Annotated in this window: 14 protein-coding genes and 3 pseudogenes; 12 read left to right on the top strand and 5 right to left on the bottom strand. The window is 70.7% G+C overall.

Translation table 11 applies throughout. From position 1 onward, the window contains the following. Positions 1 to 912 precede the first annotated feature (912 nt). Complete coding sequence (locus KV557_RS39355) at positions 913 to 1,107, top strand: hypothetical protein (RefSeq protein WP_218206703.1); 195 nt, start codon at positions 913 to 915, stop codon at positions 1,105 to 1,107. 953 nt (positions 1,108 to 2,060) lie between these two features. On the opposite strand, the gene KV557_RS39350 is transcribed toward KV557_RS39355, so the two are convergent. From KV557_RS39350 to KV557_RS44690, 3 genes are all read right to left on the bottom strand, one after another. After that, the gene (locus KV557_RS39350; RefSeq protein WP_218206702.1) at positions 2,061 to 3,155 is read right to left on the bottom strand and encodes a three-Cys-motif partner protein TcmP; all 1,095 of its coding nucleotides are present in this window, start codon (positions 3,153 to 3,155) and stop codon (positions 2,061 to 2,063) included. A gap of 90 nt (positions 3,156 to 3,245) precedes the next feature. Continuing rightward, complete coding sequence (locus KV557_RS39345) at positions 3,246 to 4,001, bottom strand: DUF5131 family protein (protein ID WP_218206700.1); 756 nt, start codon at positions 3,999 to 4,001, stop codon at positions 3,246 to 3,248. 1,621 nt (positions 4,002 to 5,622) lie between these two features. Beyond that, the gene (locus tag KV557_RS44690) at positions 5,623 to 6,792 is read right to left on the bottom strand and encodes a tyrosine-type recombinase/integrase (RefSeq protein ID WP_218206697.1); all 1,170 of its coding nucleotides are present in this window, start codon (positions 6,790 to 6,792) and stop codon (positions 5,623 to 5,625) included. Between the two features lie 635 nt (positions 6,793 to 7,427). Between KV557_RS44690 and KV557_RS39335 the strand changes: the two genes are divergently transcribed. Next, positions 7,428 to 8,561 (top strand): Fic family protein, encoded by a 1,134-nt coding sequence (locus KV557_RS39335; RefSeq protein WP_218206696.1) that lies wholly within the window; start codon positions 7,428 to 7,430, stop codon positions 8,559 to 8,561. Positions 8,562 to 8,846: 285 nt separating this feature from the next. Further along, the gene (locus KV557_RS39330; RefSeq protein ID WP_218206710.1) at positions 8,847 to 9,533 is read left to right on the top strand and encodes an NHL domain-containing protein; all 687 of its coding nucleotides are present in this window, start codon (positions 8,847 to 8,849) and stop codon (positions 9,531 to 9,533) included. Positions 9,534 to 9,685: 152 nt separating this feature from the next. Here the strand turns inward: KV557_RS39330 and KV557_RS39325 are convergent, their stop codons facing one another. Further along, positions 9,686 to 10,621: a LysR family transcriptional regulator gene (locus KV557_RS39325; protein WP_218206694.1), complete on the bottom strand. Its 936-nt coding sequence runs from the start codon at positions 10,619 to 10,621 to the stop codon at positions 9,686 to 9,688. Positions 10,622 to 11,509: 888 nt separating this feature from the next. Between KV557_RS39325 and KV557_RS39320 the strand changes: the two genes are divergently transcribed. The 8 genes and pseudogenes from KV557_RS39320 to KV557_RS39285 form a co-directional block, all read left to right on the top strand. After that, positions 11,510 to 12,163: a helix-turn-helix domain-containing protein gene (locus tag KV557_RS39320; RefSeq protein ID WP_218206692.1), complete on the top strand. Its 654-nt coding sequence runs from the start codon at positions 11,510 to 11,512 to the stop codon at positions 12,161 to 12,163. Positions 12,164 to 12,544: 381 nt separating this feature from the next. After that, positions 12,545 to 13,279, top strand: a complete 735-nt coding sequence (locus KV557_RS39315; protein WP_218206691.1) for a DUF4142 domain-containing protein — start codon at positions 12,545 to 12,547, stop codon at positions 13,277 to 13,279. A 72-nt stretch (positions 13,280 to 13,351) separates the two neighbouring features. Next, complete coding sequence (locus KV557_RS39310; protein ID WP_218206689.1) at positions 13,352 to 14,743, top strand: DUF1996 domain-containing protein; 1,392 nt, start codon at positions 13,352 to 13,354, stop codon at positions 14,741 to 14,743. Between the two features lie 145 nt (positions 14,744 to 14,888). Beyond that, positions 14,889 to 15,791 (top strand): hypothetical protein, encoded by a 903-nt coding sequence (locus KV557_RS39305; protein WP_218206688.1) that lies wholly within the window; start codon positions 14,889 to 14,891, stop codon positions 15,789 to 15,791. Continuing rightward, entirely contained in the window at positions 15,788 to 17,230 is a 1,443-nt protein-coding gene (locus KV557_RS39300) for an NADH-ubiquinone oxidoreductase-F iron-sulfur binding region domain-containing protein (RefSeq protein ID WP_308130289.1), read from the top strand. The genes KV557_RS39305 and KV557_RS39300 overlap by 4 nt, the downstream gene beginning before the upstream one ends. 216 nt (positions 17,231 to 17,446) lie before the next feature. Next, positions 17,447 to 18,499: an SCO0930 family lipoprotein gene (locus KV557_RS39295; protein WP_256178634.1), complete on the top strand. Its 1,053-nt coding sequence runs from the start codon at positions 17,447 to 17,449 to the stop codon at positions 18,497 to 18,499. A gap of 17 nt (positions 18,500 to 18,516) precedes the next feature. Further along, the gene (locus tag KV557_RS39290; protein ID WP_218206686.1) at positions 18,517 to 19,023 is read left to right on the top strand and encodes a hypothetical protein; all 507 of its coding nucleotides are present in this window, start codon (positions 18,517 to 18,519) and stop codon (positions 19,021 to 19,023) included. 598 nt (positions 19,024 to 19,621) lie between these two features. Further along, positions 19,622 to 20,503 (top strand): annotated as a pseudogene (locus tag KV557_RS39285) (ISAzo13 family transposase); the annotation flags it as partial. A 313-nt stretch (positions 20,504 to 20,816) separates the two neighbouring features. Here KV557_RS39285 and KV557_RS45180 read toward each other — a convergent pair. Further along, positions 20,817 to 20,966, bottom strand: a pseudogene (locus tag KV557_RS45180) (IS256 family transposase); the annotation flags it as partial. A gap of 925 nt (positions 20,967 to 21,891) precedes the next feature. On the opposite strand from KV557_RS45180, the pseudogene KV557_RS39280 reads away from it, so the two are divergent. After that, a pseudogene (locus KV557_RS39280) lies at positions 21,892 to 22,164 on the top strand (hypothetical protein); the annotation flags it as partial.

Below are 22,164 nucleotides of genomic sequence, written 5' to 3'. Positions count from 1 at the left end.
TAGTCGTCGTCGTCGAGCTTGTCGGGTGTGTCGGGGCTGGCCGTTGTAGTCACTGCACCTCTCTGGTTCTCGAGGAGAACGCGTCGAGGGGCCCCGGGGCCATTGCGGCTCCCGGGGCCCCGAAGGGGAACAACACCATCTACCGGCCTGGGCCGGTCCTGTTACTTCCGCACCGCCCCGGGGGAGGGGTGTGCGGGGATCGCGTATGCGTGACCGGAAACCACCGTCCTTGCGTTGGGGTCTGCGGTGTCCGCCCGGGCGAGTGTTCACGGGCCGGGCGATCCTGATGGCGCTTGCGCCCTCCGTTCATCCTCTGTACTGAACTGTCACTCTTCGTACTGCTGGTACTGCACCTGCTGAACTGCGTACTGCTGGTCGGTGGCCGTGACGGCCCACCCGGTCCGGCAGCCCGGGCCCCGCCGGCCGTCCTGCACCTGCGCCAGCCTGGAACCCCACTGCCCGGACCCCTCGACACGCGCGCCCGCAGTCTGGGCGCCTTTGCCGAGGTCCTGTCTGTCTTGCGACTGCCGGTACTGCACTCACTGAACTGCGTATCTACGGGTACTGCTGGTGGCGGCCCCTGATACCTGCGGGCCGCCCGGTCCGGCAGCCAGCCCCGTCGCCGTCCTGCACCTGCCTGGCGTCGGAACTCCACTGCCGGACCGAACCGCGAACCTCTGTCCAACAATCCCGGCCAGTTCGTGTCTGGCCGGTATCGCCGACTGCTGTCTACGAGGGAAACGTTAGACCCACCCGCGAGCAATGTCTACTTCGGCGCGCATAGATTTTGAGGAGGGGGGAAGGGAGGTAGTCTTCCGCTGCGCGGCGGCGGCAACCCCCCGAGCCGCCGCCGCGCGCCAAGAGAGACGAGCGGCACCGCGCAGGGAGGCGGCAGTGGGACGCCCGGCACCCGTGGTACCGGAGACAGTCCGGAACGGGCAGGCGGCCCTGATCGAGGCGATCATCGAGGCCGTGCGCGACGGCGACGACCGCGCCGTCCGCCGGCTGCTGGCCCGCTTCGCCGAACTGGCCACCATCACCGACCTGTACGCCTTGCGCGACGCCCTCGACACCGCCCGCCCATCCGGCACCCACGGGCAGAGGTGACTCCCGCCAGAACACACTCGCGACCCTGCTCGCCCAGGCGTCCAGGTCGACCCTGCACCTGGCGTGGTGGCCGCTGCGAATGCGCGCTCGCCCTGGCCGGCCGGGGCAACGGGACGGATGCCTGCCCGTTGGGCGAGCTTCCGCACGGTACCGGTGGCGGCCATTGCCCGGTCCGGGTCAAGCCGCGGTGGTGAGGTCGGCGCGGCCGAACAACGGCGCGTAGCCGCCGGGAAGGTCGGCGAGGAGACGGTCGGTGAGCTGATCGCCTGCCAGGGCGGCGAGGGCGGAGGAGACGTCCCAGCGGGCGCCGTGAGGCTGGTGTTCAGGGCTTGGGCGACGGCTTCGACGAAGGCCGGTGCGGCGACGGGTTCGGGCGGCGGGATCTGAGAGGCGACGACGGCGTGGGCGGACTCGGAAAGGACTGCGCCGAGGTCGATCTCGCCGTCCGCCCGCGCCACGAAGGGAGGCGCTGGATGTCGACGGCTGGGCTATCGGGATCGAACGGCCGGCAGTGGGACCCACCAGACCAGCTCCGTACCGCCGCGCGGGAGCCCGGGCAGTGACTCGCCTGGACGGCATGACGGAAGCAACTACGACAACCTCTCCCCGGAGGGCCAGAAAGCGCACGACACCGAGAACTGCGCCCAGATCCCGGGAAAGGGGAAAGGCGTTGCAACGAGCCGGCACCGCAAGTGCCGGGAGGCAGGCGCCACCACCACCTCCTCGAAGGGTGCGGCCCTCACCTGCCGGACATCCCCCAAGGACGGGCACCTACGCTGGCTTGCCGCGGGGGAATGACCACGAGGCCGTCCCAGTGTCTCGGCAACGGGTGAAATTAGCCGTTGCCGACACAGTGGCGCTCCGGGCTTCCGCCGCGCTGGTGCCCGCATCAGCGACCAGGCGTCGATGGGCGCCGGAATATCCGCTCGCACCGGCCTGCGGATCGGCCTTCGTCAGAACAGCGCACCTTGGCGCAGGGCGGCGATGGTGCTGGTTCCAGTGATCCGGCCCGGCGAGACGTTGACGTCCCCGTCGTCGCGCATCCTCTTGAGGAGCGGTATGACCTGGGTCGGGCGGTAGATGGTCTCCAGGAGGGCATATCTCTTGAGGTGGTCGACGCTGCGAGCGGCCGGCGCGGAACGCAGGTGGTCGAGCAGGATGCGGCGTAAGGGGCCGGTGTCGGGTTCGAGTTCGAGGTCGAGGGCTTGCTGGTTGGGGTCTTTGGGGTCGCGGTAGCGGACACCGGAGGTGGTGTCGACAACCCACATGGCTTCCTTCATCTTCTCCACGCCTCGTTCGTGGCGGGTGCCGAAGATCAGGTAGAGAAGGTGGCCGGCTTCGTCGATCATCTCGAAGACCAGGGTGTGCTGGAACCCGGCGCGTCCGAGGGACTCCCGGTAGCGGTCGCGCAGGTACGCCGCCTTCGAGGACGACGGCTCCTGGAAGACGCCGTGCCAGTCGTTTCCGCCGAAGAAGGCGTCCCCGGCTGCACGGTGACGTTCGTCCTTGCCGGCGAAGCGGACCAGGAACGAGGGCTGGAAGGTGACCATCACCTCGCTGCGGCGCTGGGTGGCGATCCGTTGCAGGAGGGGGAAAGGGACCTCAGGGCCGCCGAAGCCGTCGAGTAGGACGAACATGGGGTGGTCAAGACTGCCGACCCGGGCGAGCTGCTGCAACAGGTCGGGATGGCACTGGCCTTGGGCGATGTGCACGTCCAGCCGGTCGTTCCGAGCCCCGGAACTGCCTGAAGTTGCCGCGATGCGGTGCTCCAGCTCGGTCTTGCGCCGTGCGTTCTCCTCGACCAGCACCATCTTCACCATCCGAGGGCTGCGCCGCAGCGCCCCGGAGAAGACCTGGTGGGCGACAAGGGGAGAGCCGGGTTCGCCGCCCCGGTAGACGCCAGGGCCGGCAAACCCCTCAGCGTAGGTGACGACCTCGTCGCGGCTGAGCATTATCGGGGCCCAGGCCTGGAGATAGCGCCGCAGCAGGGCGTGTTTGGCGGCGGTGTGCGGATCGCGTTCCCAAATGACGTCCTTCGGTGCCGCCATGTCTCTCCCCGGTACGGTGAGCCGTCGCTGCCGGAGGCAGGATCACACAACCGTCACGGCGCGAACAGAGGGCGTGCACGGCGCGTCGGATCAGGACACAGCGAGCGGGCTCCGCACGGGCATCTCGTCCCAGGTCCGGCCGTTGAGGTCGCGGCCGCGAGCCTTGGGGTTGCGGCCGCCCCACTGCTTGAAGAAGAACGGCACGCCGGCCGCCCGGCAGGCATCGCGGATCCCGGCGACCCACGCGGGGTCCATCGGGCGGTGGCCTGGGCCGGACTCACCGCCGGCGATCACCCACCCGATGCCGTCGAGGTTCAGGCCCGGCAACGCTCCGAGCAGCGGCTCCAGAGAGAGGAACCGGACCACGGCCGGGACGGCCCGCAGATCGTCGACGCGACCCAGCTGACTCTCGTCCTCGACCGACACTCCCATCCAGAGGTTGTCCGGCCACTCCAGCCGGTCGGCCAGCCTGCGAAGGCGCACGGACCGCTTCGTCAGCACCTGGTAGGTGTGCTGAGGGGTGTCAGCGATCACCTGGAACACGTCCCGGACGAACGGCAGCGGCACCCGGGCGTGGAAGAGGTCGCTCATCGAGTTCACGAACACGACCCGGGAGCTTTGCCAACGCTTCGGGACATCGAGCGCGTCCGGATGCAACGCAAGGCCGAAACCAGGGCCGGACGTTCGAGGGTCGCCGTCCGTCTGATACTTCGCAGCGCCCATGGCTTTCAGCCGCTTGGCCAGGGTCAGGGCGTAGCAGTTGTCACACCCGGACGAGACCCGGTCGCACCCGGTGGTGGGGTTCCAGGTCGCCTCCGTCCATTCGATGGCGCTGCGGTCGCTCACCAGTGGCCTCCTGCCGGGCCACCACACTGATCGAGGCCCCTTCGACTGCGGGCTCTCAACCTAGCGGAACCTAAGCCGATTTGACCGGACGGCCCCGGCATTCACTCCCGCGCCCGCGCGATCGGACGGTGCGCCGGCACGCCGGGACGCTTCCGCGGGAGCTCAGGTACAGTGGCGGGCAGCACCTGGTCCGGGCTGCCGGCAGCACCGGCGGAACCAGCCATGGGCTCACCGACTTCACCACCGTCCGGGGGAGCGTTCGTAGCGCGCCCACCAGCGGAACTCCATCGTCATCGCGCGCACCTCAGCCCGTGCGCCCATTTCACATCGGAGCTTTCCGCATGCCTGACCGGCAGATCGCCGCCGTTCCACAGAAGTTCCTCTGCGAGCACACACCCAGCAAGAGCCGGGTCATGGCACTCGTCAGCCACAGCGCCGGGCCCGCTTCACTCCAGGCCGTACTCACCTGCCGTGACAGTGAACTGGCCCATCATGCAGCTCAGTTGCTCTGTCGTGCGCTCGCCTCTTCTCCGAAGGCATGGAAGGCGGAAGCGGCGGAGGAGCTGTGCGGGCAGCTTCCCGACGCTCCGGCCGCCTCCCTCCGGCAGGCCGTCACGTACGCGCTTGCCAGGGCCTGGCCTACGGATGCCGGATCGCTCATCGCCTGGCCCCGACAGTTCGAGGAAGCCGAACTGCACGAGGAGGACGAGGCCGACGACCTCGAACTCCAGGAACAGGAGACCCGCACTCCGCATGACGCGCGTCTCCGCGACCTTCCCGGCCCGGTCGTGCAGATCACCACACTGCGCGAGTACCACGTCCACGACCGCGAGTTGTTGGTGAAGACCGCCACGGCGCAGGGGTGGACACCCCTTCCCGCGGAGGAGCTGGACGGGGACGATCCGCACGACATCGTCGGCGCGGTCATGTGGCTCAGCCGCCACGACGAAGTGATCGACGGCGCCGACAACGTCACCGACCAGAGTGCCGGCCACCAACTGCGCGTCGAGGATGGGGACGAGGTCGCTGACTGGAGTGCCGAGCCCGTCACCGCCCAGTTCGGTACCGGATGGCGCCTTTCCGCTCAGGACACTGACAAACGGTCGATCAGTACGGAGTGGGGGGATACCCCGGACTTTGCCACCCTGTTCCAGGCGACCGAGCACGACTGCGACGGTGAGGAGTGCGAGGACTGCGGCTGGCAGCTCACCCCCCGGACCGCCGACCTCCTGTATACCGCGCTGACCGTGCTGGCGGACCAGGCCTACGACGATGCCGAAACGCTGGGGGATCAGCCCGTCACAGCCGAGGAAAAGGGCGAATGGGAGCTCTTCGCCCGCCTGCCCAAGCTCACCCACGGCTGCGATATGCAGTGGCGTCGCCGCATGGCACGGGCCCTGGACGACCTGGCCGACGACCTCGAACACGGCCACTGGCCCGAACCGACCTGCACCGCTGAAGAACTCGTCCTCCACCTGGCACTCCGGGAAGCCCCCAGCTACCTCGACGACATCAAGGACAACGACGGCAGCCCGCACCACAAGCTCCCCGTCCACGACGACGACTACGACTTCGACGCCTGCAAGGACCTGCTCTTCCAGGACCACGATGTCCTGATGCTCTACAGCCCCCGGTTCGACGGCATCGAGGACCCCGACGGCGACGTCAACCGGCAGCTCGGCATCGGCGACCTGCGGCCGGCGGCCTGGTTCGAGCCGTTCGACAACGTCGAAGCCCGCGATCCCCACCGCGGCTTCCGCCACTGACCGACGGACATTGCCGCCTGCGGGCCGGAGGGCAGCCCGAGCCCTCCGGCCCGCAGGTGGTCACATTGCTGTGGTCGGTGTGACTGCGGGCCTCTGCTGAACCTTCTCAGGAGCCGGCGGGTGCCAGTGGCTCGCAGCCAGCCAGGTCCACCCTGAGCCGCCGGGTGTCGCCCGATTCGGCGCGGTCTAGGGCCTTTGCCAGTGCGCGAACAGCCTGGTCGGCGGAGTCCTTGAAGAGGTGGCCGTAGAGGTTGATCGTGGGTCGCGATGGTGGAGTGGCGCAGGGTCTTGGAGATGACGGCGATGGGGATGTTCTCGGCGATCATGATGCTGGCGGCGGTGTGGCGCAGGTCGTGCAGGCCGATCCGGGGGAGGTCGAGTCCGGCGGTGCGTTTGCGGAGCTGGTCGAGGACCCACTGGGGCCGCAGCGGCGTTCCGCCCGGGCGGTCGAAGACGAGTCCTTCGAGCCGGGCGTCGGGGTGGGCGGCCATCTGGATGGCGGCCTGGCGGTGGAGGGCGGCCATGACTCTGGGGGAGAGGCTGATCCAGGCGCGGCCGGCCTCGGTCTTGGGCTCGCGGAGGTGGGTCTTCCCGTTGTCGATGGCGGCGAGGGTCCAGCGGACGTAGAGCTTGCGGTCCATGAGGTGGACGTCCGACCAGTGGAGGGCGAGGACCTCGCCGCGGCGCATGCCGGTGCCGAGCATGACCTCGAACAGATCGGTGAGCCGGTCCGCGTACTGTTCGGCGCCGTGGCGCAGGAAGGTCGCGGCCTGTTCGGGGGTCCAGCAGGTGCGCTCGGCGGCGCGGGGCTTGGGCGGCACGGAGTGCTTGGCCGGGTTGTAGCGCAGCCGCCAGGAGCGCACGGCGGCATTCAGCGCGTTGCGCAGCGTGGACACAGCCCGGTAGACGGTGACCAGCCCGCGGTTAGCCTTCAGCTGGGCGGTGACCCAGTCGTCGATGTGCTTCGGCCGCAGGTCGAGCAGCCGGATGCGGCCGAAGCAGGGATGAGGTCGCGCTCCACGCACGCCGCGTAGCCCGCGTACGTGTTCGGTGCCAGGTACGGCTTCCGTGTGACGAGCCACTCACGCAGGAAGCTCGCCACCGTCGTGCGACGGTTCTCGTAGACCCCGCGCAGCTCACCGTCCAGTACCGTCGCCATCTCCCGCACCGCCTCGGCACGGCTGCAGAACCCGCCCCGGCGACGGACCCTGCGGTGGCCCCTCCTCCCGCGCGAGACCGACCGCATACGTCCACGTCCCGTGCTTGAGGTCCCCGGCAAGCCGCGGACACCACGGCCCCAACTGCTTCCTGTTCCCGTCCGTACAACCGCACCGCCGGTGGACCCGACCCCGCTGCACACGCTGTCCCATGAGCTTCCCCTCCCTCGGACTGGTGATCCCGGGGCCAAGGCTCGCCGTCCCGTCTGGTGTGGCGAAAGAGCGTGCGAGGCACGGCGCGAAGCGCGAAGGTGCCGGTCAGGGACGGACACGCTCAAGACGACACGCCGCCTCGAAGATCAGGTTCTGGGGTCGGTGGGTAGGGGCTGCTGATCTGCTCGCTGCGGGCAGGATGGTCAGCTCCTCGCTGATCACGGTGGGAAGGGCGGCCAGCGGTCGCCACATTTCTTGACGTGATGATTCCATGATGGTGTCATTGAAGCGTGCTGTACTCCCTGCCTGAACTCGAAGACGCCGACCTGACTGTCCTCGCAGAGATCGAAGACATGCGGAATCGGCTGCGCCTGCATCTGCGCACGCCTCGACGATGGGAGGGGCAGCTGCGGCGCAACCTGACCGCGCGGGCGATCGCCGGGTCGAACACGATCGAGGGCTACGCGGCGAGTGTGTCGGATGTCGAGGACATCATGGTCGGCGAGACCCCGATCGAGGCGAGCGACACCGTCGCGGTCGAGATCGAGGGCTATCGGCAGGCGATGACCTACATCCAGCGCCTGGCCGAGGCTGCTGAGGACTTCGCGTACAGCAAGGGGCTGCTCAACGCGCTGCACTTCATGATGCAGGGCCACCACCTGGTCAAGCGCCCCGGCTGGTGGCGAACCGGACCGGTGTACGTCACGTCGGCCGAGGATCCCACCATTGCGGCCTACACCGCGCCGGATGCCGACCTGGTTCCGGTGCTCACCGGTGAGCTGGTGGAGTGGCTGAATGAGGGTGACCTCGACGCGCCCGGACTGGTACGGGCGTCGATGGCGCACCTCAACCTGGTCGCGATCCACCCGTGGTCGGATGGCAACGGGCGGATGTCCCGGGCCCTGCACACCCTGGTCCTCGCGAGGGAAGGGATCATGGCGCCGGAGTTCTCCAGCATCGAGGAATGGCTCGGCCGGGCCCGCAACACCTACCGCTACTACGACGTCCTCGCCGAGGTCGGCGGCCCCGTCTGGACCCCGGAGCGGGACACCCTGCCCTGGCTTCGGTTCTGCCTGCGCGCCCACCACCAGCAGGCCCAGAGCGTCGAGCGCCAGGTGAACACCACCCGCGAGGTCTGGACCGCCCTCGACGAGGCCGTCGAGCAGCGCGGCTGGCCCGACCGCATGCTCTACGCCCTCTACCCCGCCGCCATGGGCAACCGCCTGCGCCGCGCCACCTACCAAGCCGACGCCGAACTCAGCGAACAGCAGGCCCAACGTGACATCCGCGAACTCGTCCGCGCCGGCTGGCTCACCGCCAAGGGCGAGGCCCAGGGCCGCTACTACACCGCCGGCCCGGACCTTCCCGAGGAGATCACGCGCGGAGTCCGCCAACCCCGACCGCTACGCGACCCGTACGCGTAGCCGCGGAATGCTGCTCAGACGAGGCGTCCGTCGAGGCATCCGGCCAGGAGCCTCTGGGTAGAGACCCCGCCCGCAGCACGAACACACGGTCCGCTCAGGTGGGCCTGGGCTGCGCTCTGCGGCGTCCGGACACGGGTGCCGCACTGGAGTCGTCCACTCGCCCGGTGAAGGATGCCTGGTCAAGGGCATCGGCCGAGCCTCCCGGCGGTCAACGGGTGTCGAGGGCCGTTTCCTCGCGGTCGAGGCCCTGTTGGAGGCGACGGCGGGTGGTATCGCTGATGCGGTATTCGCCGTGGAGGCGGTGCAGTTTGGTGCTCTGGACGACTATGGCCTCGTGGCGGAGCTGGCGGTAGGCGGCGTCGGCGGTGGTGCCGTCGGGGGTCTCTCTACATCTCCGAGTACCACAACAACCGGGTCCGGAAGGTCACGACTGACGGGAAGATCAGCACGGTCGCGGGAACCGGGACCGCGGGATTCGGGGGAGACGGCGGTCCAGCGGTTGCGGCCCAGCTGAACCGCCCGCACGGAGTGATGGTGGACGGCGCAGGCGACCTCTACATTGCCGATGCCGAGAACCATCGGGTCCGGAAGGTCACGGCCGACGGGAAGATCAGCACGGTCGCCGGAACGGGCTCCGCGGGCTCCGCGGGCTTCGGCGGCGACGGCGGCCCGGCCGCTTCGGCTCAGCTGAGCTACCCGTTCGGGCTCGCTGTGGACTGCGTCGACATCCTCTACATCGCCGACCACGCCAACAACCGGGTTCGGAAGATCGCGTCGGCGAGGATGGCCGGGAGGCCCGAGTCGGGCACGGTGGTCTCCTGGGCCAACGTCCGCAGCAGGTTGCGGATGGGGGTCCTGCGTGAGTCCACCAAGGACGGGGCCGAGGTTCACCAGTCTCTCGCCGTCCCCAGGGATCACCAGCGGTGGCGGCTGGTCGCGGCGGGCCAGGACAACGGCGCTGCACGTTACTGACTCACACTCCTAGGACGGTGTCGAGCGCCTCGATGCTGAACGCCAACCCCACTGCCGGCACCACCTGTTGGTCCGCCCGCGGCCGAGACCGTTCGCGAGTGTGTTGGGCTGAGCGCGCGGCCGTGGGCGTTGGGGCGTGGAGGTGGCGGGGGTCAGTCGGTGATGAGTTCGGCGGGGCGGTGGGGGGTGGTGGGGGTGGAGGTGTCGGCCACTTCGTGGAGGAGGGAGAGCAGGAGTTCCTCGTAGGTGGAGAGGGGCCGGGCGAGGGTCCAATTGGCGGTGACGGTGCGGGGGGCCGGGCCGGGGCGGGCGTGGAGTTCGGCGAGGACGCCGTGGAGGAGCTCGAAGCGGACGGAACGTCGAGGGATCAGGCTGACGCCGAGGCCGATGCGGACGGCTTCCCGGACGCTCTCCGTTCCCCACAGGTCGAGGGTGCGCGCGCCGACGAGGTCCCAGGTGTGCAGGAGCTCCAGCAGCTGTCGTCGGGTCTGGGAGCCCGGTTCGAGGAGGAGGAAGGACTCGGAGGACAGCTCCGCCGGCGTGACCTCCTGCCCGGCCAGCGGGTGGTCGGGCGCGCAGATCAGCACCATGTCGTCGCTGGCGAGCTGCTCCGACTCGTACCGACCCGGGGGCAACGGGCCGTCGGCCACGCCGACGCCGACCCGGCCCTGCTCGAGCGCGCCGGCCAGGCACTCGGGGCTGTTGACGACCACGGTGAACAGCCCGTCGGGTTCGCGGCGCCGCAGCTCCCGCATCACCGCCGGCAGCAGGTAGTCGCCGACCGCGGTCGTGCTGCCGACCACCAGGCGCTCGATCGGCCAGCGCGCGGCCGCCTGGACGGCGCCGACAGCGTGATCAGCCAGTGCCAGCATCTCCTTGGTCTGGGCGAGCAGGACCCGTCCGGCCGGGGTGGGACGGATCTTCGGGCCCGAGCGGTCGACCAGGACGGTTCGCAGGGACGTCTCCAGGTTCTGCACCTGCTTGGAGACCGAGGACTGGCTCAGGAACAGCACCTGGGCCGCCGCGGAGAACCCACCACATTCGATGACCTTCGCGAAGATCGCCAGCTGGTTCAGGTTGAGTCGCATCACGCCCCCGATCGCGTGGATGTGGTGCAGGGCATTCGGGCCTGAGGGCCGTGGGACAGGCTTCCGCAGTTCCTGTCATCCCCTGGTGGGGGCCACAGCCTACAAGCAACCCGGAGAATACCTGTTCGGTCGGCACAATTGCGGGGACGAACTGGCGTTCGTCGATTCGGGGGCTCAATGCGGCTCTCCGTGCTCCGGCGGTGATCTCTCCTGATCGGAGCGAAGCGCTCGGTGATCGCGGTGATGTGATGGTGCGTCATCTGCGTCGCAGGGGGCGTGGGCGCCGGTCGGGTGCGGTTGTGAGGGGTTCGTGCGGCTGAGGTCGCGTCAAGTGCGCTTTTCTGCACGGCGGTCGGGCTGTCACTGGTGCGTGCACCTGCGGCCCTTGTGAGGTGGCGCCTCCGGTGGTGGGCGAGGGGTGTGGGCGCCACGCAGAAGATAACGGATTGATAACGCGGCGGGACGAAACCTCCGGCGGCCCATCTCTAAACGTGTCCGGCCCGGTTGGGGCCGACGGTTTCGAGAGAGGGGTGTCGCCATGCGGGAAGCACGTTCCGGCAGCAGGTCGCCGGTGCCGACTCCGTACGAACTCTTCGTGTTGGGAAGGGTTGCGGGCGGAACGATGGCCACCGGGTCGCGGTGCGTCCGGCCGCGTCCCGCCCGGGCCATCCGGGTCGGCGCGCTCCCGGGGGGTTCCGGCGGCGGGAGTCTCGGCGTCACGGGAAGGGGGCCGCAGTGAGCGATCTCGCCCTACCGGGGGCTGTCGGCCGCCGGGAACCCGCGCAACGCCGGCTCGCCGGTCACGGTGGCACAGCGGGTCGGACCGGCACTGGTCACGGTCCCCGCGGTGGCCGGGTACGGCGCACCGAGCCGACCACGGTCCAGGCGGTGGCACTGTACTCGTCGCCGGGGGCGCCGCCGTCGGGCCTCTCCGGAACGGAGGTCGTCGCCGGCACCAAAGGGACGTTGCCCTACCTGCTGATCCCCGACCCGCTGCCGGGCATGCCCCGGGTGCTCGCCCTCTGGTTGGAGGGTCGGACCGCCGTGGTGGGGCCGGTCGTGCCGGTCCAGGACGCGGTGGTCTCGCTCGGCTGGGCCCGCAGGCTGCTGACGATGGTGCCGCAGGGAGCCTCCGGTGGGATCCACTTCGTCGAGGACCACCTGGCGACGCTCATGCTGTTCCAGGACCCGCTGCTGGCGGGCCACCTCTCGGCCAAGTGGCTCGGACGCCTGGCCGACATGACACCGCAGCAGAGGGAGTGGACGGAGGAGACGCTGCTCGCCTGGCTGGAGGGCGGCGGCACGCTTCCGGCCGCCCGCCTGCTCCGCATCAACCCGCAGGCCGTCCGGAACCGGCTGCGCAACCTGGAGAAGATCTTCGGCAGCGGTCTGCGCGACCCCCGGGCCAGGTTCGAGCTCCTGCTGGCGTTGAAGATCCAGATCATGGCGTCCGAGTACGCGCGCCTGCGTCGCAGAGCCGGGATGCTGTCCCTGCTCCAGACGTCCGGGCCCGAGCGGAACGTCCGGACGAACGGGCGCTGAGGCCCGCCCGCCGACGCCGACCGATCCCGAGCCGGCGACGCACGGCACCCGGCGCGCCCGTCCCCGGGACCGTCCCCGCCCTCACCGGGTCGGACCGCGTCCTCCGGAGAGGCCGCCGGTGATGCGGCCCGCGACCAAGCCGGTCACACCGCCCGTCACACCGCCCGTCACGCCGTTCGTGACGCCGTTCGTGACGCCGTCCTCCGGGCCGTTCCATCCCGGCAGCCGTCCCGCGCTGCCGCGTCATCCCCTCGTCGGCCGCGCCGTCCGTGGACCGTTGCGCGTGGATCCTCACCGCGCGGACCACCGAGGCCCACCCGGACCGGTTCCCGTGGGTTCCGCGCGGCCCTGATCCTCCGGGTGCAATGGAGGAAGAGCCCCATGTCATCTTTGAGGAAGAAGCGCCGGCCGGGAACGGCCGCGGCCGCCTACGGCCTCCCCCGGGTGAGCCGCCTTCCGAGGTCGTTCGCCACCCTCCTGATCATCGTCGCGATGATCCTCACCGCGGCGGCCGTGGTGTACCCGGTGGCGAAGTCGGCCGGTGCCTATCGCAGCGCCCCGGTGAGCGACGACCAAGGAGTGATGCAGACGCCCACCGGGCCGCTCACCGCCCTAGACCGTGACTTCGTCAAGCGGGTGCGGCTGGCCGGACTGTGGGAGATCCCCGCAGGTCGGATGGCAATCGCGAAGGGCACCAGCCCCGAGGTCAAGGTGGCCGGCCAGCACCTGGTCCAAGGTCACACCGACCTCGACAAGGCGGTGTTGACCGCAGCCCAGACCCTGAACCTGGACGTGCCCAGCGAGCCCTCGGCACAGCAGCAGGGCTGGCTCAAGCAGTTGGACGCCGCGCAGGGCGGGGAGTTCGACCAACTCTTCGCGAACATCCTGCGCAACGCCCACGGGCAGGTGTTCGCGGTCGTGGCCCAGGTGCGCGCAAGCACCCAGAACTCCACGGTCCGGGATCTGGCGAACACGGCCAACGGCACGGTGCTCGACCACATGAAGGTCCTGGAGGGCACCGGACTCGTCAAGTTCGACAAGCTCACCGCGCTGCCGACCGGTTCGGCCGCTCCGTCCGCGAGCAGCCCGCCCGCGCCCGCCGGATCGACCCGCTAGGCGACGACCCAGATGAAGGCAATCCCTGGCCTGCTCGGCAGGCCTGATCCCGCCTGAGGAGTACGAAGAAACATGAAGTCTCATAAACGTGGCACGTCGAAGAGAAGGGCCGGTGCCCTGCTGTCGGCGGTGATCCTGGGCGCCGGCGCGGCGGGGACGGTCGCGGCGGTGGCCTTCGCCGGCCAGCGTCCCCCGAGTGAGCCGTCGGCGTCCCCGCAGCTCGGCACCGTCGCCTGCGCCGACGCCAGCGTGGCCCTGGACGAGGTGCCGGAAGCGTCCCAGGACTCGGTCGACAAGAACCTCGCCGACCTCGACGTCCAGGTGGCGGACGCGTTCAACCGACTGGCCGCGCCCGCCCCGGGCGACAACGAGAACCGCGTCATGGGCGATCTCGCCAACAAGCGCGCGGACACCCTGAAGAAGCTGGCGGACAGCGCCGGTCCGGACTCCGGTCTGCCAAAGGACCTCTCGGGCATGGCGAAGTGCACGGTCAGGCACGACCTGGTGGCTCAGGACGCGGCCAAGGGGTTCAGTGCCGACGGCGTGGGCGGCGCCGTCGCCCAGACCAAGGCGGCCGCGCAGGTGAAGTCCCTCCCCAAGAACGGGTTCGTCGACATCAAGAGCGTGTCCCCGAACGTCCCGGCGCCCGTCAAGAAGGGGTCGGCCACCGGCTCCTTCACGTCCCAGTGCGGGCGCAACGAGAACCGCCACCTCAACCCCGACAACGTGATCGTCGCCCCCGGTGTGAGCAACGGCGCGCACCACATGCACGACTACGTGGGGAACGTGGCCACGGACGCGTTCGCCTCCAACAACAAACTCGCTGCCTCGGGCACCACGTGCACCAACGGCGACGGGTCGGCGTACTACTGGCCCGTCCTGCGCGTCTTCGACGGCACCAACGAGAAGGATGCCAAGGCGCCCGGTGGTGGCAAAGACAAGAACGTGGGACGGATCCTGCAGCCGGCCGAGGCGAACATCACGTACACCTCCAGCGTCGGGAACCCCGTCCAGCCGATGAGGCGGTTCCTGCGCATCATCACCGGCGACGCCAAGGCCTTCACCAACGGGCCGGCGAACGCCCATGCGTCGTGGAGCTGCACGGGCTTCGAGAACCGCCAGGTCTTCGACAAGTACCCGATTTGCCCGCAGGGGAGCAGGGTCGTCCGGACGCTGAAGTTCCCGGACTGCTGGGACGGCAAGAACATCGACAGCGCCAACCACCGGACCCACACGGCGTTCTCCGACAAGTCGGGCGCGTGCCCGAAGAACTTCAAGGCGATCCCGCAACTGACGCAGCGCATCACCTACGACGTGCCGGCCGGGGTCCGGTTCGCCGTCGACAGCTTCCCCGAACAGCTCCACAACCCGATCACCGATCACGGTGACTTCATCAACAACATGAACCAGGGCCTGCTGGACCAGATGGTCGGTTGCATCAACCAGGGGCGTCGCTGCGGGTGACCCACCCCTTCCGGGGCCGGCCCGCGCAGGGGCAGGCCCCGGGCCCGGCCCGGAGCGGGGGAGCGATCGCGACTCCCCGCGCCGGCGCCGGGATCCCGACATCCGATTCGACAGCAGGTTCAGGACGAGGCCGGAGGGCTCAGCAATGGTGAGAGGGCAGAGGCGGCGGTCACGGCGGTTCGGCCCGGTACCGCGGGGCGTCGAGCGGGCCGGCCGGGCGCGCGCGGCGGCCGAGGGCGACCGGCCCGCGGAGGGCGGTCGCAAGCGGCCCAGCCCGTGGTCGCTCCTGCCGCTGCTGGCGGCGGGCCTGGGCGTGACAGCCATCGTCGTCAACCCCAGACTGCAGTCGTTCCTGACGTACGCCGTCGGGGTGCTCGCACTCGTGTCGTTGACCTCCGCGGTCCTGTGGGGGCTGGTGGCGACCGACCGGCTGATCCTGAGCCCGGTCCACCGGCTCGTCGCGCAGACCGTCCACCGTGCGATGGGCGTCGCCGGCGTCGTCTTCCTGGTCCTGCACGTCTGGATGAAGCTGATCGTGGGACAGATCGGCGCGCTCGCGGCCTTCGTGCCGTTCGCCGACCCGGCCCGACCGGTGTTCCTCGGACTGGGAACGGTCGCCGGCTACCTGTTCCCCGCGGTGGCGCTCGCCGGGGCGGCCCGCGGGAGGCTCGCCCGCTCGGGCGACGCGCGCCGGTGGAGGGTCATCCACCTCTGCTCGTACCCGGCCTGGGGCGCGGGCCTGGTCCACGGGCTGCAATCGGGCCGGCTCGCGGCCTCCTGGGTGGTGCTGCTGTACGGCGTGGCCGTCGTGGGCGTGATCGTCGCGCTCACGCTCAGGCTGGTCCTCCAGGACCGCTCCGGCCCGCGCCAGGCCCCCGTCCGGCCGCTCCCGCCGGAGGCCGGCGGCCCCGAGGTCACCGTCCCGCGCGTTCCGGTGGCTGCGAGGCAGGCCATGGTCACCGGACAGGGCCTGGCCGTGGGGCGGGGCGTGGCCGCCGGGCCGGGCCTGGCCGGCATCGGACTCGGACGTCGACGGCAGGACGGGTGAGCGGCTTCCCCCCACCCGTCATCTGGTTCGGACGGCCGGTCCTGTTCGCCGGCCTGGAGAGCCTGGACCGGGTCGACTACCGCTCCCACCTCGTGGTCCACGGCCAGATGCCGGCGCTGCCTGCGGAGGAGCTGGCCGAACTGGCCGAGAACGTGGACCTGCGCGGCCGGGGAGGTGCCGGATTCCCCTTCGCCCGGAAGCTCAGGGCGGTCGTCAAGGCGGTCGCCCGGCGCCGTACCAGGCCGGTCGTGGTCGTCAACGGAACGGAAGGAGAACCGAGTTGCCTGAAGGACACCACGCTGCTCCTGCGCACCCCGCACCTCGTGGTGGACGGTGCGCTGATCGCGGCCGCCGCGCTGGACGCGGAACAGGTGGCGATCGGCGTCACGCGGGCCGACACCGAGGAGTCCCTGCGCCGGGCGCTGGCCGAACGGAGGTCGGTGAAGCCGCCGGTGACGGTGGTGCGGCTGCCCGAACGGTTCGTCACGGGCGAGGGGAGCGCCCTCGCCCGCGGCATCACCAACGGGATCGCCCTGCCCCGGGGAGGCGGCGTGCGCACCAGCGACAGCGGTGTCGGGGGAGCCCCCACGCTGCTGTCCAACGCCGAGACGTACGCCCAGCTCGCCGTGGCGGCCCGGTGGGGTGCGCTGCCCTACCGGGAGATCGGCACCCCCGAGGAACCCGGTACGGTGCTGCTCACGATCGCCGGCTCGACCGTGGTGGAGACCCCCACCGGAGTGCCGCTGGAGACCGTCCTGGCGGCGTGCGGCCTGGACGTCGGACAGGGGGTCCTGGTCGGCGGCTACCACGGGAAGTGGCTGACCCCCGAGGCCGCCCGCTCGGCCGTGGTGTCCCGACAGTCCTTCCAGCGCCTCGGAGGGGCGCTGGGCGCCGGGGCCATCCTGCCGCTGCCGGAGACGACCTGTCCGCTGTGGGAGGTCGTCAGGATCTCCCGCTGGATGGCGGACGAGACGGCCGGCCAGTGCGGGCCCTGCTACCTGGGGCTCCCCGACCTGACCGCATCCCTGGAGGACCTGGTGCGCGGCGGTGGCCAGCGCGCATTCGACCGGGTGCAGGACGGGATGCGGGCGGTCACCGGGCGGGGTGCGTGCAGCCACCCCGACGCCGCCGCCCGCTTCGTGGCCTCGTCCCTGGCCGTGTTCGACGACGACCTGGTCACGCACACGTACCAGGGCGGCTGCGGGCGACCCTCGCAGGACGTCCTGCCGCTGCCGGAGGTCGAGAGCGCCGGCACCATCGTGGTCGACTGGACGCTCTGCGAGGCCCACGGCCTGTGCACCGGCGTCCTGCCCGACGTCATCCGGCTGGGGGCGGACGGGTTCCCCGCCGCGGGCGTGATGCCCGTACCCGCGAGGCTGCTCTCCCAGGCGGCGCGAGCCGTCGACCGTTGTCCCGCGCTCGCGCTGCGGATCCAGTGAGGCCGGCGCGGCTCCGGGCGCTGCCGCTCCCTCCCGAGCGTGGCCCGTGTGGCCCGGGGCGCTCGTCGGGGCGGCGGGCCGATCGAGAGGTTCCGGAGGGCTATCGAGCCTGAAACCCACGTCCCGGGTCCGCGGACCGGCGTTCGACGCCGGACCGGATCACCGGGGACGCACATCCATGGAAGGCCAGATTCCACCGATCGAAAGGCAAGGAACATGTTGACGAAGCGATACGGACTGGCGGGGCTCTGCCTGCTGCTGGTCGGGCTCGTGGTCATGGCCCTGTGGGGCAGCATGAGCAGCAACGCCAAGACGCCGTCCGGGTCGGGCCCCGGCCAGCTGGTGGGCGCGCAGGACGCCGCGCCGGCCGACAGCGGAGCCTACGGTTCGTACGGCTCCTACGGCGGTGCCAGCGCGTCGCCGTCCGGCGGCGGTCGGTCCAGCGGCGCGTCGGCGGACGGGGGCCAGGCCGGGGGAGCGCTGACCGTGCGCAACGACGCGAAGCTCGGCATGGTGGTCACCGACGGCCAGGGCTTCACCCTCTACCGGTTCGACAAGGACACCGCCAAGCCCCCGATGTCCAACTGCAACGACGGCTGTGCCAAGACCTGGCCGCCGGTCACCAAGGAGGGCACGACCGCGGGGAGCGGGATCGACGCCAGCATGATCGGCGAGGTCACGCGGGCCGACGGATCGAAGCAGCTGACGCTGGGTGGCTGGCCGGTCTACCGCTACGCGCAGGACACCGCGGCCGGCGACACCAAGGGCCAGGGCGTCGGCGGCACCTGGTTCGCCCTGGCGCCCGACGGCAAGAAGGCGGCCGCCGCGGCCACCGGTGCGTCGACCTACCCGTCGGAGATGCCGACCAGTGCGGCGCCGAAGCCCCAGCCGGCGCAGCCCGCCCCGGGTGGAGCCCAAGTCTCCGTGACCGCCCAGTCGCAGCTCGGTTCGATCGTCGTGGACGCGCGCGGTATGACGCTGTACCAGTACGCCAAGGACCCGTCCTGGCCGATGCGTTCCCTCTGCGAGGGCCAGTGCGCGATGACCTGGAAGCCGGCGCCCGCCGTCGACCCGAGCCAGGTCAAGGGCGTGGACCCGAAGCTGATCGGCAAGATGCAGCGCTCCGACGGCACCTGGCAGCTGTCCATCAACTGCAAGCCCGTCTACACCTACGCGGGCGACAACGCCCCCGGTGACGCCAACGGGAACGGCAAGGACAACCTGTGGTCGGCCATCAACCCCGCCGGGAAGCCGGTGACCGGTAAGTGACGGCCGGGGACTCCACCGTGGCGGTCGTCCGACCGCAGAGGACCGTCCGTCGCACGCTCCAGTGGCTCGCGCTGACCGTCCTGCTCGTCCTGGGCGTCGTCGAACTGGTCGGCGGGGCAGGAGGGTTGCTCGCCCCGCCGCGGACGTCGGCCGACGCCGCCCGGGCCTCGGTGGAGGACCTGGCCCAGCGGATCGGCTGTACGGCCGACATCACCGCCGACACCACGGACCTCCGCCAGGGGCTGTGCACCCTCGGCGACGACGAGGTCTGGATCGCCACCTTCCCGACCACCGGGGCCCAGACGGCCTGGACGTCGGGGGCCGAGGCGTACGGAGGGTCGTACCTGGTGGGTGACCGATGGGTGGTCGTCCTGTCCGACACCACGACGGACCTCCTGCACGCGAAGCTGGGCGGGGTGATCACGGGCGGCGCCGACCACACCGGGCACGCCGATCACGGCGATCACGCCGACCATGCCGACCATGCCGATGACACCGGCCACGATCCGTCCGGGGCCGGCTGACCCTGGCGAGCGTTTGATCGATCGGGCGGTGGCGACGCCACGGGACTCCCCGGGCCTGGGCCCGCGGGAGTCTCCGTGGCTCACCACCGCCGTCGCAGTCCGGGCGTCCCGGTCGGGGCCCGAGCGGCCTCCGGCCCGGGTGGGCCAGGCCGGGGCACGAGGAGGTGAACAGCGATCCGTTCCGGGAGGAGTCCCGTCGAGTCGAGTGGCGGGGGCGGGGTGGTACCGGTGGCGGGGCCTGAGGAGGGGCCGAAGCCACGGGCGGGCAGCCGCGAGCGGGGGCGTCCACGGCCGAGGCCGGCGGGGGTGCCCGCGCCGCCGGGCGGGCCGTCGGGCCCGGGGAGGCGGCGCGGTGGGCGCCGGAGCTGGGGACGGGCACGTCGGCGCCTGGGCAGCCGAGTGGCCTTGGGGGAGCGGGCCTCGGGGGGAGTGGGCATCGAGGAGCGGGGCATCCAAGTGGCCGAGCCCCTACGGGCGGGACCTCGGCGGCGGGCCGCTGGCTGACGTCCGTTGAGGCCCCGCTGAGGACCGCGGGCCCTCCCTCGCCGCCTCCGTGACCGGAGGAGGGCCGCGCGCGTGCCACGTGACCGGTGCGGGTCGTGTCCCTTACCACTCTTTCTTCTTCAGCGGCCCGGACGTCGAGCAGGCCATCCCATACGGGATCTACGACCTCTCGCGGAACACCGGCTGGGTAAACGTCGGCGTCGACCACGACACCTCGGTGTTCGCGGTGGAGTCGATCCGCCGCTGGTGGAGGGCCCGCGGCAGCCTCGACTACCCGGCCGCGTCCCGGCTGCTGATCACCGCGGACGCCGGCGGCTCCAACGGCTACCGCTACCGAGTGTGGAAGAGCGAATTGGCGGCCCTGGCTGCCGAGACTGGTCTAGTGATCACCGTCTGTCACTTTCCGCCAGGAACGGCCAGGAACGAGAAGTGGAACAAGATCGAGCACCGGCTGTTCTCTCACATCACGCTCAACTGGCGAGGCCGCCCGCTGACCAGCCACCACGTCGTCATCGAGACCATCGCCTCCACGACGACCCGCACCGGACTGCGCGTCGAGGCATACCTGGACGACGGCGACTATCCGGTCGGAGTGGCGATCAGCATGGAGCGCTTCGCCGCCCTGCCGATTGAGCGGCACGACGTGCACGGCACCTGGAACTACACCCTCCACCCCACGGCCGACGTTCCACCAGTCGGCGAGGGCAGCCCCGAGGAGCGCTCGACGGCGTCCCATCGCCGCCAGCGTATGCCCAAGCGCCTCGACGATGCGCGGCTGACGGGCCTGCAGCAGGACCAACTTGACCGACTCTGCGTAGAGTTGGCGCCGCTGCAGGCCGCACGATCCCAAGAGCGTTACAGCGGGCAACGTGGCGGCCGGGCTCGACGGGCCACCGGCAAGCTCCGTGGCAGCAAGCCGCTGTTCGACGATCCGGCCCACGTCCTGCTTACCCTGCTCTACCAGCGACAAGTGTGCTCCATGGTCGTTCTCGGCGATCTGCTGGAGACCACCGCCACCACCATCGGCACCCTGGTCAGAGAGACCCGTCGAGTTCTCGAAGACCACGGTCACCAGGCCGGATTCGCCCCGGTGCGGTTCACCACCACCAGCGATCTGCTCGCCTTCCTGCAAGGCGAGCAGCACCCCGCCCGCACTGGCCTCATCGAGCAGTTGTCCGATCCGCGGCTGACCGGAATTTCCCGCGACGAACTGCGGTCACTCACTGAGCAGTTGGCTGCCAGGCAGGCGGCCCAGGCCGAACGGCTCGGCCACCGGCGACGCGGCGGCCATCGCCCGGTTCGGCGCCGATGCGGGCGGTGGCCTCCGCCTCGATCAACTCCTGCAGGATCCGCTGAGCGAGGGCCCTGATCAACTCGATTCCGTCCGCCGGGCGCAGTGACTCCATGAGGCGGAGTAAGTCGGACCGGGACAAGGCCATCGCGCACCCCTCCTGGTGAACTCGCCGTTCTACTCAAAGAGTTGCGCGATGGCTTCCCCATGACCAGGGGTCATCCCAAGATCCCTGCTACACCACGCCACGGGACGCCATCCACCGGTGCGCCCGGTCACTGCCCAGGAAGGGCCCGGTTACCGGCCTGGAGCGCGTGGCTGGGGTACGGGGTGCCCGACTCCGGTCCCGCCGGCCGTGCAGCCGCTCACCGTAGGGACGGCCCGGTCCGTGCGGGCCCTCGCCGGTACCCGCGGAGGAGCGTGACGGGCGGCTGACCATCCGGCCCTGGTGACTTCGTCCGGGAGTGCGCCGTTCCGCCGCCGCGGGTGCCAGAGCGCTTCTATGTCCGGTTCCAGCGCCCAGTGGCGACAGAGGGGTTGTCTGACAGCCGTGCGCGCCGTGCGCAGTGGCCGCGCTTCTCGAAACCGCCCTCGGGGTGCGGGCGGCCCCGGCATCGCGCCATCGGCTCCGTCGAGCCCGCGGAACGCCCGGAGAACCCCAGCAGCGACGACTGGGCGGGCAGTTGCGGCTTCGCGACCCCCACCGCTGTCCCGGACGTCGACCACGTCACATTGCCCGTCGCCGAGAGTCTGCGCCTGTCGCGTCGACGATGGCGAGCCGAACACGTCATCACGGAGCGCCTCCTGGTGGTGTGACAGGTCCCGGCGGCGGGTGCCGCTCGTCCGTCACGGTGTCATCGGTTGTGCCGCGCTACCGATTCGGAACATGCCAAACCCGAATCGGCATTTCTGTTACGCCCACGGCGCCGGACGTGAGCCCGGGACTGATGGGACCAGTGGGGTCTGCGGACACGCGGGCCGCCGAGCGACCCGGCGCCCGCGCGCACCGCCCGACGGGCGCCGCTCGCTATTCGGTTTGGGAATGGGCGGGCGGGTGGCGGGCATGGAGACGATTGCCCGAACGCCGTCCGGCTGGTGTGCTGTGGACCACCCTCCACCGCCTCCCGACGGCGCGGCAGCCATCCGTCACCGGCGTCGTCCAACCCGGGCAGGCCGAGGGCATCGACAGACGTCACGTCCCCCGCGACCGGGTGCCCCCGCGCCCGTCCACCCAGGAGCGCCAGGTGCAGCGCCGCGCCTGCCCCGCCTCGCCGACAACCGAGCCACGCCCGATCTCCCCCCGGCCCCGTGCGGCCGCCGTACCCCCCGGTGCGCGCGACCTGCCC

Origin of the sequence: Kitasatospora aureofaciens (assembly GCF_019192735.1) — a bacterium.
Lineage (GTDB): Bacteria > Actinomycetota > Actinomycetes > Streptomycetales > Streptomycetaceae > Kitasatospora > Kitasatospora aureofaciens_A.
The sequence above is the reverse complement of the archived record's forward strand: the minus strand, read 5'-3'. Positions and strand labels throughout refer to the sequence as shown.